This window comes from Bradyrhizobium sp. WSM4874, from assembly GCF_055811835.1.
Map to the genome: position 1 here is coordinate 142,044 of NZ_JBVVPR010000002.1, position 14,535 is coordinate 156,578.

Here is a 14,535-nt window from a genome sequence, read left to right on the forward strand (position 1 = left end):
CGTATCATGTCTCGGTTTGATCGGAGCCGGACAGGGCCATCCGCAGACATTCAAGCAGAGCGGGCGTGGAGAACGGCTTCGCGAGAAAGCAGATAGCGCCCGCTTTCAGCGCGCGGTCGCGCACGGCATCGTCGGGAAAAGCCGTCATGAAGATGAAGGGCGTGTGGTGACCAAGGCTGCGCATGTGCGTCAAGAGCTCAAGGCCGCCCATCAACGACATCTGCACATCTGCGATCACGCAGGACGTCGTCTTCAGTTCGGCCGATTGAAGAAATTCGTCAGCGGAGCGAAAGATGTTGACCGTGTATCCCCGCGACGTCAGCAGATTATTGGTCGCAAGGCGGACTGATCGATCATCGTCAATGACGGAAATGGCCAACGGGATTGACAAGATGATCGCTCCTGATCGGGGAGCCGCCGATCACGGTGCCGCACTTGGCGAAAGTGACCCCTTGGAGCGAGCTTGAAAAGCATACTTAGGTTTGCACCTTTCCGCCCGGGCGTGAGATTCCGAGCGCCTCCACCATTCTGACGAGATCGGCCAACGACTTGGCGCCCATTTTCCGCATGATCTGCCCACGATAGATCTTGACGGTAATCTCGGCCAATCCAAGCTCGGCAGCGACCTGCTTGTTCATCAGGCCGGATGCCACCAGAGTGAGGATGTCGCGCTGGCGCGCGCTCAAACCCTCGAAGCGGGACCGCACTCCCGCGACCGACTCCTCTGCATTGCGTCGCTTGCGATCCCGTTCGATCGCGGCCCGGACCGCATCCAGCATGTCCTGGTCGCGCACCGGCTTGGTCAGAAAATCGATCGCGCCGCTCTTCATGGCCCTGACGGTCATCGGAATATCACCATGACCGGTGATGAAGATAATGGGCGTGTGAATGTTCGCCTTCGCTAGGTCCGACTGCAGGTCAAAGCCGCTTGAGCCCGGCAGGCGGATGTCGAGCACAAGGCAGCTGGGGGCCGCCGGTGGCTTGGCTTCCATGATCTCCGCCGCGGAGCCGAAAGCCTCGACCTTGAGACCGACGGATTGAAAGAGGTTGGTGAGCGCACGGCGCATCGATGGATCGTCGTCGACGATCAAGACGATCGGATCGTCGGAACTCGTCTGCACCGTCGCCGCCTTGGGAATGTCGGTCACGACGTGTCCTCGATCGCCAAGGGCAGGGCAATCTGGAATGTTGCTCCGCTTCCGTCATTGGGGAGGGCCGAGAGCCGGCCCGCATGAGCCTCGATGATCGATCGGCAGATCGACAGTCCCATCCCCAGGCCGCTCGGCTTTGTCGTGAAGAAAGGTGTGAAGATGCGCTCCGTCGCGCTGTTGCAAAGGCCGCCCCCGCGATCTGTCACGGTCAAGAGCATGCGACCTTCGCCGTGCTCGCTCACCTGGCTGGAGCGGATCGCAAGCTCGCGCGGGCGTTCCGCATTGGCGTGCATGGCTTCAATCCCGTTCATGACCAGGTTGATCAGCACCTGCTGGAGCTGGATCCGGTCGCCGCAAACCCTGGGCAGAGCGGACGCCAGCTCCATTCGCACCGACACGGCATGGGTGGCAAGCTCGCGCCGGACGAGCGCCACGGTCTCCCTGACGAGCTGGTTCATGTCGACCGGAGCCATCTCGATCTCGGTCTTTTTCGCAAGCGCTCTGATCCGGCGGATCACCTCGCTGGCGCGATTGGCGTCCTCGACGATCCATTCCACGGAACGGCGCGCGGCATTCAGGTCGGCCGGTTCGCGATCGAGCCATCCGATGCAGGCATCCGCATTGGAGATCACGGCGGCCAAGGGCTGATTGATCTCGTGGGCGATCGAGGCCGTAAGTTCGCCGAGCATCGTGACGCGCGTAACGTGAGCAAGCTCGGCTTGCGCCTTGCGCAGTGCTTCCTCGGCCTGCTCGGCGCGGATGGCCGCCGTCACGTCGCTGCTGACGCCACGATAGCCGAGAAAGTTGCCGTTCGCGTCGTGCAAGGGCTTGCCGCTGGTGCGCACGTAGATCGGAGATCCGTTGCGATCCTTGCTTCGGTAGACCAGGTCGCGAAACGGAAGGTGGGCATCGAGCGTCGCGCGATGCCGCTCCCACTTCTCTGGCTCGAGCTCGGCGTCGGGCGGAATGTCCCAACGGGCGAGGCCGATCACGCCCGTGGGCACGGGACCGGCCGTGTCGGCATGTTCCGAAATCCGTGTGATACGGTGGTCCGGCCCGCTCTCCCAAAACCAGTCCGAGGCGGTTTCGGCATAGTCGCGAAATCGCTGCTCGGACAGCTTGAGCTCGTCAAAGGCTTTTTGCAGCGCTTGTCTTGCGGCAAACTGCTCAGTGACATCGACGTGGGTGCCGATGATCTCCGTCACATCGCCGTCCCCGCCGACGACGGGATGCCCCTCCGTATGGACGTGTCGTACCGAACCGTCCGGACGCACAATCCGAAAATCAATTTCGAAAGGCTGCTTTTGCCGGATTGCCTGACGTTCCACATCGACGATCCGCTTAAAGTCTTCGGCGAGGATCCGTTGTTGGAAAGCCTGCGCCGACAGATCAATCTGGTCCGGGTTAAATCCGAACAGGCGATAGAGTTCGGCCGATCGGTAAGCGAATTCCTGACGGCGCACGTCCCAGGCCCAGCTGCTCGTGTGGCTGAGGCGCTGGGCTTCGGTCAGATAGGCTTCGCTGCGACGCAGTCGCTGTTCGGTTTCCTTTGCCGTAGTGACGTCAGTGACCGCTCCGACAAACTCGATGTGGCCGGATCCATGTCTCACCGCGCGTGCCACGGAATGGAGATATTTGATCGATCCATCGGGCATCAGCAGGCGATATTCATGGTCGAAATCGCCGACGTCACGGAAGGCCCGATCAAGGGTCTTGCTGACCGCATTGCGATCTTCCGGATGGATGCGCTGGAAAACAAAATCGAGCGTCGGTTTGACCTGCGGGTCACGCTGGAAGATGCGAAAGGTCTCCCTGGACCAGACGGCCTCGCGGGTTGCCAGGCTCAGGCCGAAGCTGCCGGTGCGGCTCAACTCCTGCGCTTGGGCAAGGTAGGCCTCGCTCTGCCGCAGCGCATCCTCCGCCTCCTTGCGTTGGGTGATGTTTTCGCAGGCGACCAGCACGATCGGCGTGCCGTCGCCGCGCCGCATGGCCTTGGCGTTCTCACGGACCCAGAGAACCGAGCCGTCCTTCCGGATCTTGCGAATTTCCCAGGTGTGCGACTGGTCCACGGTTTCCAGGCACAGCCCGACACAGCGACGAACGAAATCGCGGTCCTCTTCGAAAAAGACGTTCAGCACAGATTGGCCGGTCAACTCGGCCGCCGTGTAGCCCAGTTGCGCGGCGCCAAATGTATTCACGTTGAGCACCGTTCCGGCCGGATCGACCATGAAATACATGACCGGATTGTGCTCGAACACTTGTCGCCATTGCTTCACGGCGTCGCGCAGGTCGGCATTGTCCTGCCGCCAGCCTTCTCCAGTCGCGGGCTCGTCTTTCGCCGCATTGCCGAGAGATCGAAGCGCCGCAAGGCCGCCGAGCAGGAATTGCGCGGCCGAATTCCCTAATTTTGCGATCTGGCCAGGCATCATCGCAAGCGTCCCGGCCCGCGTGGGGCAGGGCGAGTAGAGCACTTTGCGACAGCAGGGGCAATTCCCTGATCGAAGCAGGATTCCGCATCGAAAGTTCGCGGGCTCCGTGCAGCTTGCCAGCGTTGCGCCGTCTCGTTGCGAGCGGACGAAACTCCGGTAAATCACCGGACAAACCTATGTATAGGTCGCGCAATCCTAGTCATACGCTGCATTTACCTCCGTACAATTGAGCGGCCCGTCACATGGGGACTAGTCTCACCGGCAATCCAGTGGTGTCGATCGCGACGCATGAACAGTCGAGTAGCGCGGCGTCGTGCACTCAAGAGGCCAGCTTCGCCTCCGCCGGCGCTGACTTGCCGATGATCTGGCTGGTCACGATTGAGAAGCCGCATTTCGTTGACGAACGTGATGATTGTGCATCAGCGCCCGTGGGGATCCTCGACCGCCAGAGGCGCCCATCAGAGGCCAGGAGGAGAGGTCATGTGCGATAAGCCCGAACACTCCGAGCGCCCTTCCGCCGCAAAAAGCTGCGCCGTCTGCAGCGGGAAGTTCGGCCTGATCCGGTATTATTCCTGGCGAGCGCCGCTTTGCTCCCGGAAATGTCTCGATCGCTTCAGGGCGCGCCGCGAACGCGATCGCCGATGGCTGTTTCGGTCCCAGGCGGCGTAAGCACCAGTCACCGGATCCGCTGCGTTCGGCAATTCTGTATCGGGAGGCTGCGCGTTGAACCGTAGTTGCAAGCTCCTCTTGGCGATCACGCTGCCGCTTTCGTTGATAACGGGAGCGGAGGCGGACGAGGCCGGACAGGATGGCGCACATCGTCGTCATCCGCCTCGGGATCTGCTGCTGCACGAGCAGTTCTATTCGAGTTGGCACATGCCGGACAATCCGGTGCTGACTTGCTGCAACAACGCCGACTGCTACCCGACCGAGATACGGCGAGTCGAAGGGAGCATCTACGCGCTGCGCCGGGAAGACGGGAAATACATCCTCATTCCGCCTCAGAAGGTCGAGCGAAACAGGGATAAGCCCGACGGCCGCAACCATCTTTGCGCGCCGCCGCCGTCCGCCTCTCTCGTCGACACAGTCTACTGCTTTGCGCTCGGAGGTGCCACATGAGGTTCATAGTGGTGAACGGCAGGACCCCTTTCCGCAAAACGTTCTGCCTCTGGTGCTGCGAGGAGATCAGCGGCGGCTATCTGCGCGATGCGAAGACGCTGCTGCCCTACTGCGGCTACGAGTGTTACGCGCTTCATGGCGAAGCTGCGCCGCTGATCGAGGGGCGCACACGAGCGGCGTCTTGAGCGGAGAGGAGAGCGAAACGGGCGGTGGATCTGCCGTCCGGGTGAGAGGACATCGCGATGAGATTCATGCTCGTCAATCAGGAAGGGCCTCGCCACGGCGGTACCTGCAGCGCGTGCGCGCAGCCGCTGGGCGCGAGTTACGTCCGCCATGTGCCCGCTGAGCGGCGGTACTGCGACTATGATTGCTACCGTCGATATCAGCAGACAACGGTGGAAATGCTCTGGCCTTACCGCAGTTCGCTCGAAGCGATCACGGTGTCGAGCTGGAACTGGATACTGCAGACGGGCGCGCTCTCGCGCTCGCTGACGGAAGCATTTCTGCGCGCGTACGAACCCTCTGACCACGGAAGGAGGTGACGGCTCGCCAAACGATGCGGACCCGCGCAGAGAGGTCGGTCGCAGTCACTGCATCCAGCTTCACGCCGCGTCCAGCCCCGGCGTCGCGAAGCTAGGGCGCGGCGGCTGCGGCCGATGCCGTCGGCACCGCGCCCACGTTCGGCGTCGTAACGCGCTGCTCGGACTTCGCCGCGACGACGCTGCTGGCCTCAAACCTCGCACGATAGACCAGCACGTTCTCGATCACGCGCTGGACGTAGTTGCGCGTCTCCGACAGCGGGATCCGCTCGACCCAGTCGACCGGATCGACCTTGGGATCCCTGGGGTCGCCGCGCGCCTGCACCCATTCGCGCACGCGGCCCCGGCCGGCATTGTAGCCGGCGAAGGTCATGATCTGGTTGCCGCGGTATTCCGACATCAGTGCGCTGAGCTCCGCCGCGCCCATCTGCGTGTTGTAGACGGGATCGGAGACCATCTTGTCCCAGTCGTAGGTCAGGCCGAAGCGCTTTGCGGTGTCGCGGCCCGCTTCCGGCGTCACCTGCATCAACCCGACTGCGTTGGCGGCCGATTTGTCGCGCTGATCGAACGAGCTTTCGGTGCGCGCCACCGAATAGATCACGCTGGGCTCGATCGCGGGCGCGACCTGCTTATGTTTAGGGATGCCGATGGTCGGGAAGGCGTAGTGATCGAGCGCGAGCCCGCGCGCCAGCGCCGACTTGCCGACCTCCAGCATCACGCGCGCGTCGTTGCGCCGGCCGGCGAGTTCGCCGAGCGCCTCGAGTGCCGCCACGTCGGTACTCTCCTTGGCGAAATCCTCGGCGTAGTAAAACACCGTGTCGCGCTCACCGACGCCGTACAGCATGTCGGCGGCACGCACGCGCTCGTCCGTGGGCGGCGTATCGACTGCTGCCAGCACGGGCGAGGGCGCGCGCAGCTCGATGCGGTCGAGACCGAGCCTGGCGCGGGCGAGCTGGCCGTAATAAGCGGTCGGATAGCGCGCCGCGGCCTGATAGCTCAGGCGCGCATCGGCGGTTGCGTTCATCGCCTCGGCCGTGCGGCCGCGCCAATAATGCGCGCGCGACAGCGCGATCGGGTTGGCCGAGCCTTCGTCGATCGCGGCGAAGTGCGTCATCGCCGCCTTGGGATCGTCGAGATAGCGCAGCGCGATCCAGCCGCACATGAAGTGATGGTCGACGCGATAGACTTCCATCGCGGGCACGGCCGCCGAGCGCACCAAATCATAGGCGGTTTTGAACTTGCCCTGGTCGAGCAGCTTTCGGGCGAGCAGGCGGCGCTCGCGCCACCAGGCGTCGGTGTCTTGCGCCGCCATCGTATCGGGTGCGGCGGCCAGGATCACCTCGGCAGCGTCGTCGATGCGGTCATTCTGGAGATGCCATTGCGCGCGGCACAGCACATAGCCGAGGTCGCGGCGCGCCTCGGCTGAGACGTCCTCGAGATAATCCTTGGCCTTGCTGGCCTTGCCGGTGACGGCGGCGCAGGCCTTGACGATCGCGAGCGCATCCTCGCCGAGCCGCTTGGCTGCGCGCCGCGCGCCCGAATAGTCCTTGGCGCCGAGGCGCTTGTCCATGCGGGCGCGATGATCCTCGGCGGTCAGGAGATCGCGGAACGCTTCGTAGGAATCTTCCTCGCTGCGCTCGGACAATTCGTCCGTGCGCCAGGCCTCGCGCACCAGACGCGCGGCCCTGTCGCTGTCGCCCTCAGTCATCAGCACGCGGGCGAGCGCGAACTTGCCCTTGGCGCTGGTCGGCCGGTCCATCGTGAATTTGTGCACGGTCGCCGCGTCTGCTTTCTCCTGCCACAGCCGCGCCTCGGCCCGGCGGCGGAGCAGCGCGCTGCTCGGCCAGTCCGGATTGGCGGCGAGGAAGGCGGCGTAGCGCTTAAAATTCGCCGTGCTTTCGGAATGGCGCAGCATGAACCAGTCGGCGAGCTTCTGCCCCGCCGGGTCGGCAATGCGGTCGCGCGCCGCGCTCGCATCCTCGGTCTTGCCCTTCCGCGCGAGATCGATGGCATCCTTCAGCGCGGCGAGATCGCCAGTCAGCGGCGGGGCTGCCAACTTGTCCGATGGCGCGTCGTCCTGCTTCTTCGAGTTGCGCTTGGCCTCGGCATGCTTGCCGTGCCGCGCTTTGCCGGTGGAGGCGTGGCGCTGCTTGCCGGCTTTCGCCTCATGCGTCTTCTTCGGCGCGGATGATTTGTGACTGCTCTTCGCTGCCAGCTCGGTAGGGATGAAGGCCAAGGCGGCCACGGCAACGACACACGCGAGCGAGCGTAGGCACTGGTTCATTCCGTGGTCCCCCTGCGAAACCAGTACAAACCAAAGTCCGCGACGATATGCGGCTCGAGAATCAAAACGGCGTCAAAAACGGTGACACGACATCGTTTCGCATTCCTCACGCTCCCGCAACAATGCGGCGAAATACGGATAAGGGCGGGAACTCGTGTGACGGCGGATAGAGCCGGGGACTCTTAACCTTTGTTAACCAGTCAGGCTCGCGCGACGGTTGCGGGCGGCTCTCGGCGCCACGGCGGCCTGATTGTGCGTATTCCCGCGGCTAAATAGCGTGTATTGGGTTCCATAGTAGTTCCTTCAGCCCATTGCCCACACCCCATGCCGCTTTTCAACCAGTCGATCCGGCGCAAGATCGTCGGCATCGCCCTCGGATTGATCGTCCTGATGCTGGTCACCTCGATCCTGTCGATGGTGATGTCGAGCCAGGTCGGCGTCCTCCTGGACGAGCTGACCAACCGTTACATCCCGGCGTACAGCCATCTCGCCCGCGCCAATATCCGCTCGCTGGAGCGGGCGCTGGCGCTGCGGCGAATGGTCATGACGAGGATGGGAACGGCGTCGGACGAGGAGGCCTACGCGGCGCGGCTTCGCGATTTCGAGGCATTGGACCGCAAGTTCGAGGAGGAGGCCGAGACCGCGCGCAAGCTCATCAACGCCATCATCGACGACCCCAGGACCTCTTCCGACAACGCCGCACTGGCACGGCTCGACGTTCGTATCGAGAGCGCTGTCACCGAGCTGCGGCGCAATCTGGACGAGGGCAATACGAAACTGCTCAAGCAGATCGAGGCCAAGGACATGGCCGAGGCCCGCGGCACGCTGGAACAGCTCGACTCGATGCGCGATGCGTTCAACCGGAAGGTCGACGCGATCCGCGGCGACATGCTGACGCAGGTCTTCTTCTCGACGTCGCAGGTGATCAGTCGGCAATACCAGGCGATTATCGTGTCGGGAGTCGTGACCTTGCTGGCAGCGGTGCTCGGATTTGCCTTTGCGCTCCTGGTGTCCAGCGGCATTACGCGCCCGGTGCGGCTGCTGCTCGCCGGCACGCGCGAGGTCGAGGCCGGCCGCTTCGACAAGACCATCACCGTCTCCACCCAGGACGAGATCGGCGAGCTGGCCGCAGCCTTCAACCGCATGACCGAGCAGCTCAGGCACAACGAGCGCATCCGCGAGACCTTTGGCCGCTACATCGATCCCAAGGTCGTGCAGGGCCTGATCGACCGGCCGGAGGTCGCCATCGACGGCCAGCGCCGGATCATGACCATCATGTTCTGCGACATGAGCGGCTTCACCGCGATGAGCGAGGGCATGACCCCGCGCGGCCTGGTCAGGGTGATGAACCACTATTTCACGATGATGTCCGGTCCGATCAGGAGCAACCGCGGCATCATCGACAAATATATCGGCGACGCCATCATGGCCTATTGGGGCCCGCCCTTCATCGAGGAGGACGAGCCGGCGTTGCTCGCAGGCCTTGCCGCCATCGACATGGCTGATCAGGTGCCCGCGCTGCAGAAGCAATTGCCGGATCTGCTCGGCATCCGCGCCATGCCGGCATTGTGCGATTTGCGGATCGGCATCGCGACCGGCGAGGTCCTGACCGGCAGCATCGGCTCCGAGCTGATGATGAGCTTCACCGTGATGGGCGATGCCGTGAACCTCGCCTCGCGGCTGGAGGCCGTCAACAAGACCTATGGCACGCGTATCCTCATCTCGCAGGCAACGGCGGATGCGATCGGCTCGCAGCTCGAATTGCGCGAGGTCGACCGTCTTGCGGTCGCCGGCCAGAGCGCGCCGCAAACGATCTTCGAGGTGATGGGCCGGGCAGGCGCGCTCACTGCCCCGCATGAGAGCCTGCGTTCGCACTACGCCGGAGGCCTCGCCGCCTATCGCGCCCGCCGCTTCGACGAAGCCCGTGCCGCCTTCAACGGGGCACTCGAAGCGGTCCCGGGCGACGGTCCTTCGCGCGCGCTGCTTGCCCGTATTGCGCAGTTCGAAGCCAATCCGCCGGGCGAGGGCTGGGACGGCGCCTGGCGGCTGGAGCAGAAATAGCCGGCCCCGCGGGAAAAATTGATTCTACTCGATAACGATGTTCGCCGTGACCTATTTCCCGGGCTTAGGTTTGGTGTCCTTGAGGCGTTTGACGGGGACGCGCCGATGACAGAACTTGAGAACAGGCTCGAACGGTTCGAGACGCTCACCGCCGAATGCGAGCTGATCGCCAGGCTCGCCACCGACAGCACCAAGCGCGAGTTTTATCTGAAGCTTTCGGAGCAGTACCGCCAATTGGCGGTTGACATGCGGCAGGCCATCGCGAGCAAAGCTGCGGCCTGACACCGGCAATCCGTTCTTAACACTTGGCGCGCATCCTCAATGGAGATGCGGGGGACGCTTACTGTGCTTCTCCGCTGAGGGAATGCCGTTGCACGTTGCGGTGCAGCGCGCCTCGCGAGATTGTTTTGTCGTGCCTCACAGGGCGATCCCATGCGCCTCCTTGCGGTCATCATGTTTGGACTCATGACGGCAGCCTGCAACCAGGAGCAGGACATCACCGGCTCGACCCCGGTCTGCGCGATGCGGAACTACACGTCCTTCAATCCCCGCGACATGAACCAGTGCGTCGCTGCCTGCAAGGCGTGCGATCACGGCAACACCGTCACCTGCAGCACGTCGTGCACGCTCAAGGGCGCCCACTGAGCCGCTCCGCCCCCCAATTTGGGGCCGACGGTGCCTTGACGGTGTTTTGGCACCGGAACGATTCACATGGATTAATCATTGAAGGGGATGGCAGGACGCGGAGTCCTTTGGAATGGGTATGCTCGATCCCGGTCGGTTCCTGGTGTCATGCTCGCATTGCGCGGCCTGGCCGATGGCGGCCAATGTGAAACGTTCGAGCTGGTCGGCTTCGCCAAACGAGGTCCGCTTCGTGTGCCCGCGCTGCCGCCGCGAGGAGACCGCGATCATCTCCGCCTCCGGCGAGTTGACGCCGATCCGGCGCGTCGACGTCCCGCCGCGCGACGTCACCACGGCCTGGGCTCAGGCCCAGCGCGCAAGAGGGCGAGCGTAGCAAGGACAAGAGGGTGAGGCGCTGAGGTCGAGTCAAGGCGATGACGGAACCCAGCGCCGCAACGCGACTGCCGCCCAGACCGTTTCCGACGAACCCGAACGGCCAGGCGCCACGAAGCTGTCACGGTTGACCGTCGGGCAAAACATCTGACCAATCCTCGACACGTCCGTGTCAATGCGCATCTGCAAAAATATTCCGCTTTACCGAAATTCGGAAATGGCGTATGTGTCGACTATCCCGGCTCATCCTTGAGGGGCGATCTTGTGGTCGTCACGTTCGCGAGCCGGGCTTGCGGTGGACGCGGCAGCGTTCGGGTGCGAGAGGTGTGGGCAGGGCGGATTGCTCTCCGTGAGCCCAAAACTTCGTTCCGACGAGCGGCGCTGTCAGGCTTCGTCTCGTCGGTAAGTTTCCGGCTCCGTCGACAGGGCTGGGAAAACTGCGGCGAAATGGCGGGGCCGTGCGTACGGCAAAACCGTGTGGTCCTGGCCGTCGTTGCTACGGTCAAGCCCTGGCGAATGTGGCATCTGCGTCAACCGGCGCGGTGCCGGTGAATTTCGCGAGGACGAGGGAGGCCAGCAGGAACTCGGCTCCCGGGAGAGCACGGCATAAGCCGTCCAACCATCGCGCAGGGAAGGCCGAGTGATTGGCTACACCTGTATGCTGCTGTGCGGTTTTCCTGCGTGTGCTTTTCGCGCAGCGGACCGCGGGTGCCAGCCGGCACCCGGCCTTCCCTGCGCCCTCTTGTTTTGAGGGTGGAATGACCAGGCAAAACTCGGGCGAATTGCGCCGCGAGGACGCGAAGCTGTGTCTGCAATTCAATGCGAGCTTGAAGAGCGGCGCTATCGCCTCATACTCCGCCATTGCGAGCGCAGCAAAGCAATCCAGTCTGTCGCCGCGGAAAGATTCTGGATTGCTTCGCTACGCTCGCAATGACGATGTGGAGAGAGTGTGCGCCACACTCGCTCTCGTGCCGCCGACGCGCGCAGCAACGTCAAGCGCCTTTAGCGCATGTGGGAGACGCGGTGGGCGATGCTGAAGGCGCCGACTCACCTGGCGGGCCTCTTAGCGCGCCGAAATGAGGCGACGCACGCGTGCTGAAAACCTTAAGTTGTGGATCGTCCTCCCGGCAGGGGTATCGCGGTAAGCGCGCCCGTGTCCTCCAGGCCACGATTGTGCCGTCCGCGCAACACTCGCCACGGATTTAACCATCATCTCTGTCCGTTCGCATCAACGCCGCTTTTTGGCCACACCCGAACATGAATAAAATCACTCTAATGTTTTAGCGGCAGTCGGTGGTCCTCGAAGGCGACGGGAAATCCCCAAGGTCGATCCAAAAGGTCGATTCAAATCTTGGCTCTGATTTTTCGGGTCTGAAAGGGTTGGCCGGGGAAACTGGTTTGCGATGGACGCGAAGACCGACATCAAGAAGAGGCTGCCGAGCCGTCACGTGACGGAAGGCCCTGCGCGCGCGCCCCATCGCTCCTACCTCTACGCCATGGGTCTGACCACCGAGCAGATCCACCAGCCCTTCGTCGGCGTCGCCTCGTGCTGGAACGAGGCCGCGCCCTGCAACATCTCCCTGATGCGCCAGGCGCAGGCGGTGAAAAAGGGCGTGGCAGCCGCTGGCGGCACGCCGCGGGAATTCTGCACCATCACCGTGACTGACGGCATCGCCATGGGCCATGACGGCATGCGCTCCTCGCTGCCGTCACGCGAATGCATTGCCGATTCCGTCGAATTGACGATCCGCGGTCACGCCTATGACGCCCTCGTTGGCCTCGCCGGCTGCGACAAGTCGCTGCCGGGGATGATGATGGCGATGGTCCGCCTCAACGTGCCCTCGATCTTCATCTATGGCGGCTCGATCCTGCCCGGCAATTTCCGGGGCCAGCAGGTCACCGTGCAAGACATGTTCGAAGCCGTCGGCAAGCACTCCGTCGGCGCGATATCCGACGAGGACCTCGACGAGATCGAGCGCGTGGCGTGCCCCTCGGCGGGTGCCTGCGGCGCGCAGTTCACCGCCAACACGATGGCGACCGTCTCCGAGGCGATCGGGCTGGCGCTGCCGTACTCGGCTGGAGCTCCGGCCCCCTATGAAATTCGTGACGCCTTCTGCATGACCGCGGGCGAGCAGGTCATGGAGTTGATCGCTCAAAACATCCGGCCGCGCGACATCGTCACCCTCAAGGCGCTGGAGAATGCCGCCGCCGTGGTCGCCGCGTCCGGTGGCTCAACTAATGCTGCACTGCACCTGCCGGCGATCGCGCACGAGTGCGGCATCAAGTTCGACTTGTTCGACGTCGCCGAAATCTTCAAAAAGACACCGTACGTCGCGGATTTGAAGCCGGGCGGCCGTTATGTCGCCAAAGACATGTTTGAAGTAGGTGGCATACCGCTTCTGATGAAGACGCTGCTCGACAACGGATTTCTCCACGGTGACTGCATGACCGTCACCGGTCGAACGATCGCCGAAAACCTCAAAAGCGTGAAGTGGAATCCGCACCAGGACGTGGTGCACCCGGCAGACAAGCCCATCACCGTCACCGGCGGTGTGGTTGGTCTGAAGGGCAATTTGGCGCCAGAAGGTGCGATCGTGAAAGTCGCGGGAATGTCCAACCTCAGGTTCACCGGTCCGGCCAGGTGCTTCGACCGTGAGGAGGATGCTTTCGAGGCCGTCCAGAAGCGCACCTACCGCGAAGGCGAAGTCATCGTGATCCGCTACGAGGGGCCCAAGGGCGGTCCCGGCATGCGGGAAATGCTCCAGACCACCGCGGCGCTGACCGGCCAGGGCATGGGCGGCAAGATTGCGCTCATCACCGACGGCCGCTTCTCCGGCGCCACCCGCGGCTTCTGCATCGGCCATGTCGGGCCGGAAGCCGCCATCGGCGGCCCGATCGGGCTGCTCGAGGACGGCGATATCATCGAGATCGACGCGGTCGCCGGTACCCTTAACGTAAAATTGAGCGACCAGGAGCTTGCCCAGCGCAAGACCAAATGGACCGCTCGCGCGACTAACCACACGACGGGCGCGCTCTGGAAATATGCTCAGCAGGTTGGACCAGCGGTCGGTGGGGCAGTGACCCATCCGGGCGGCGCGCACGAGAAACAGTGCTATGCGGACATCTAGGCGTACAATCGTTGCGTTTGTGTTGGGGGCCACCGCGCTGGCCGCGCCGGCGCTCGCCTTTGACGGCGCACCCGTCAGCCAGAAGGATGCGACCATCCCGGTGGTCACGACCCTGCCGGGCGCAGCAGGCAAGGTGCGCAATGTACCGCCAGTCGTGCCCCAGGAAACCTCGCTCAGCGCCCTGCAATATGCCGCGGAGGGGGGCCACCCCATCGCGCAGTGGAAGCTCGGCCGCATGTACGCCAATGGCGACGGCGTCGCCCAGGACGATGTGCGCGCGTTCGAGTATTTCACCCGCATCGCCAACGCGCATGCCGAGGACAGCCCGTCCGCGCCGCAGGCGCAGATCGTCGCCAACGCCTTTGTGGCGCTGGGCCGCTATTATCTCAGCGGCATCCCGAACTCGAAGGTCAAGCCGGACCACGAGCGGGCGCGGGAAATGTTCTCCTATGCCGCGTCCTATTTCGGCAATGCGGATGCGCAATACGATCTCGCCCGCCTGTACCTGAAGACACCGGACGCTTCGCGCGAGGATTTCCGCTACGGCGCGCGCTGGCTTGGGCTCGCCGCGCAGAAGGGCCAGCACGAGGCCCAGGCGCTGCTCGGCCAGATGCTGTTCAACGGCGACCGCTTGCCGCGGCAGGCCGCACGCGGCCTGATGTGGCTGACGCTGGCGCGTGACAGCGCGGGCAGCGACGAGACCTGGATCAAGGAAAACTACAACCGCGCCTTCGCAAAGGCCTCCGACGACGATCGCGCCATGTGCCTGCAGATGCTGGAGCAATGGGTGCAGGGCCGCCGGGAGTGATG

Annotated in this window: 13 protein-coding genes; 9 read left to right on the forward strand and 4 right to left on the reverse strand. The window is 63.6% G+C overall.

Going from position 1 to position 14,535, the window contains the following annotated elements:
• Positions 1–4 precede the first annotated feature (4 nt).
• From AC0L3P_RS02980 to AC0L3P_RS02990, 3 genes are all read right to left on the reverse strand, one after another.
• Entirely contained in the window at positions 5–391 is a 387-nt protein-coding gene (locus tag AC0L3P_RS02980; protein WP_247289676.1) for a response regulator transcription factor, read from the reverse strand.
• 85 nt (positions 392–476) lie between these two features.
• Positions 477–1,148 (reverse strand): response regulator transcription factor, encoded by a 672-nt coding sequence (locus tag AC0L3P_RS02985; protein WP_473300938.1) that lies wholly within the window; start codon positions 1,146–1,148, stop codon positions 477–479.
• Positions 1,145–3,580: a PAS domain S-box protein gene (locus tag AC0L3P_RS02990; protein ID WP_473300939.1), complete on the reverse strand. Its 2,436-nt coding sequence runs from the start codon at positions 3,578–3,580 to the stop codon at positions 1,145–1,147. The genes AC0L3P_RS02985 and AC0L3P_RS02990 overlap by 4 nt, the downstream gene beginning before the upstream one ends.
• Positions 3,581–4,327: 747 nt before the next feature.
• On the opposite strand from AC0L3P_RS02990, the gene AC0L3P_RS02995 reads away from it, so the two are divergent.
• Genes AC0L3P_RS02995 through AC0L3P_RS03005 form a run of 3 tightly spaced genes read left to right on the forward strand, consistent with a single transcriptional unit; the run spans position 4,328 to position 5,241 of the window.
• Positions 4,328–4,699 carry a hypothetical protein gene (locus AC0L3P_RS02995; protein WP_473300940.1) on the forward strand — a complete coding sequence of 124 codons (372 nt, stop codon included), beginning with the start codon at positions 4,328–4,330 and terminating at the stop codon, positions 4,697–4,699.
• Entirely contained in the window at positions 4,696–4,884 is a 189-nt protein-coding gene (locus tag AC0L3P_RS03000) for a hypothetical protein (protein ID WP_473300941.1), read from the forward strand. Before AC0L3P_RS02995 ends, AC0L3P_RS03000 begins: the two co-directional genes overlap by 4 nt.
• A gap of 57 nt (positions 4,885–4,941) precedes the next feature.
• A complete protein-coding gene (locus tag AC0L3P_RS03005) occupies positions 4,942–5,241 on the forward strand; it encodes a hypothetical protein (RefSeq protein ID WP_007590635.1) in 300 nt (99 codons plus the stop codon).
• A gap of 91 nt (positions 5,242–5,332) precedes the next feature.
• Here AC0L3P_RS03005 and AC0L3P_RS03010 read toward each other — a convergent pair whose 3' ends face one another.
• On the reverse strand, positions 5,333–7,522 hold the full coding sequence (locus AC0L3P_RS03010) for a lytic transglycosylase domain-containing protein (RefSeq protein ID WP_473300942.1): 2,190 nt from the start codon (positions 7,520–7,522) through the stop codon (positions 5,333–5,335).
• Between the two features lie 324 nt (positions 7,523–7,846).
• On the opposite strand from AC0L3P_RS03010, the gene AC0L3P_RS03015 reads away from it, so the two are divergent.
• The 6 genes from AC0L3P_RS03015 (at position 7,847) to AC0L3P_RS03040 (ending at position 14,533) form a co-directional block, all read left to right on the forward strand.
• Positions 7,847–9,583, forward strand: a complete 1,737-nt coding sequence (locus AC0L3P_RS03015) for an adenylate/guanylate cyclase domain-containing protein (protein ID WP_275171216.1) — start codon at positions 7,847–7,849, stop codon at positions 9,581–9,583.
• Between the two features lie 105 nt (positions 9,584–9,688).
• Entirely contained in the window at positions 9,689–9,865 is a 177-nt protein-coding gene (locus AC0L3P_RS03020; RefSeq protein ID WP_007590638.1) for a hypothetical protein, read from the forward strand.
• Positions 9,866–10,015: 150 nt separating this feature from the next.
• Positions 10,016–10,228, forward strand: coding sequence for a hypothetical protein (locus AC0L3P_RS03025; protein WP_275171215.1), 213 nt, complete (start codon positions 10,016–10,018; stop codon positions 10,226–10,228).
• Between the two features lie 112 nt (positions 10,229–10,340).
• The gene (locus tag AC0L3P_RS03030; protein WP_275171214.1) at positions 10,341–10,598 is read left to right on the forward strand and encodes a hypothetical protein; all 258 of its coding nucleotides are present in this window, start codon (positions 10,341–10,343) and stop codon (positions 10,596–10,598) included.
• Positions 10,599–12,000: 1,402 nt separating this feature from the next.
• Positions 12,001–13,725, forward strand: coding sequence for a dihydroxy-acid dehydratase (gene ilvD, locus AC0L3P_RS03035; RefSeq protein WP_473300943.1), 1,725 nt, complete (start codon positions 12,001–12,003; stop codon positions 13,723–13,725).
• Positions 13,712–14,533 carry a tetratricopeptide repeat protein gene (locus AC0L3P_RS03040; protein ID WP_275171212.1) on the forward strand — a complete coding sequence of 274 codons (822 nt, stop codon included), beginning with the start codon at positions 13,712–13,714 and terminating at the stop codon, positions 14,531–14,533. The genes ilvD and AC0L3P_RS03040 overlap by 14 nt, the downstream gene beginning before the upstream one ends.
• The last annotated feature ends 2 nt before the right edge of the window (positions 14,534–14,535 follow it).

What these genes read in the sequence shown, in the direction of transcription:
- AC0L3P_RS02990 (WP_473300939.1), bottom strand. Translation starts at nt 3,580, where the DNA reads ATGATGCCTGGCCAGATCGCAAAATTAGGGAATTCGGCCGCGCAATTC.
- AC0L3P_RS03000 (WP_473300941.1), top strand. Translation starts at nt 4,696, where the DNA reads ATGAGGTTCATAGTGGTGAACGGCAGGACCCCTTTCCGCAAAACGTTC.
- AC0L3P_RS03005 (WP_007590635.1), top strand. Translation starts at nt 4,942, where the DNA reads ATGAGATTCATGCTCGTCAATCAGGAAGGGCCTCGCCACGGCGGTACC.
- AC0L3P_RS03010 (WP_473300942.1), bottom strand. Translation starts at nt 7,522, where the DNA reads ATGAACCAGTGCCTACGCTCGCTCGCGTGTGTCGTTGCCGTGGCCGCC.
- AC0L3P_RS03015 (WP_275171216.1), top strand. Translation starts at nt 7,847, where the DNA reads ATGCCGCTTTTCAACCAGTCGATCCGGCGCAAGATCGTCGGCATCGCC.
- AC0L3P_RS03020 (WP_007590638.1), top strand. Translation starts at nt 9,689, where the DNA reads ATGACAGAACTTGAGAACAGGCTCGAACGGTTCGAGACGCTCACCGCC.
- AC0L3P_RS03025 (WP_275171215.1), top strand. Translation starts at nt 10,016, where the DNA reads ATGCGCCTCCTTGCGGTCATCATGTTTGGACTCATGACGGCAGCCTGC.
- AC0L3P_RS03030 (WP_275171214.1), top strand. Translation starts at nt 10,341, where the DNA reads ATGGGTATGCTCGATCCCGGTCGGTTCCTGGTGTCATGCTCGCATTGC.
- ilvD (WP_473300943.1), top strand. Translation starts at nt 12,001, where the DNA reads ATGGACGCGAAGACCGACATCAAGAAGAGGCTGCCGAGCCGTCACGTG.
- AC0L3P_RS03040 (WP_275171212.1), top strand. Translation starts at nt 13,712, where the DNA reads ATGCGGACATCTAGGCGTACAATCGTTGCGTTTGTGTTGGGGGCCACC.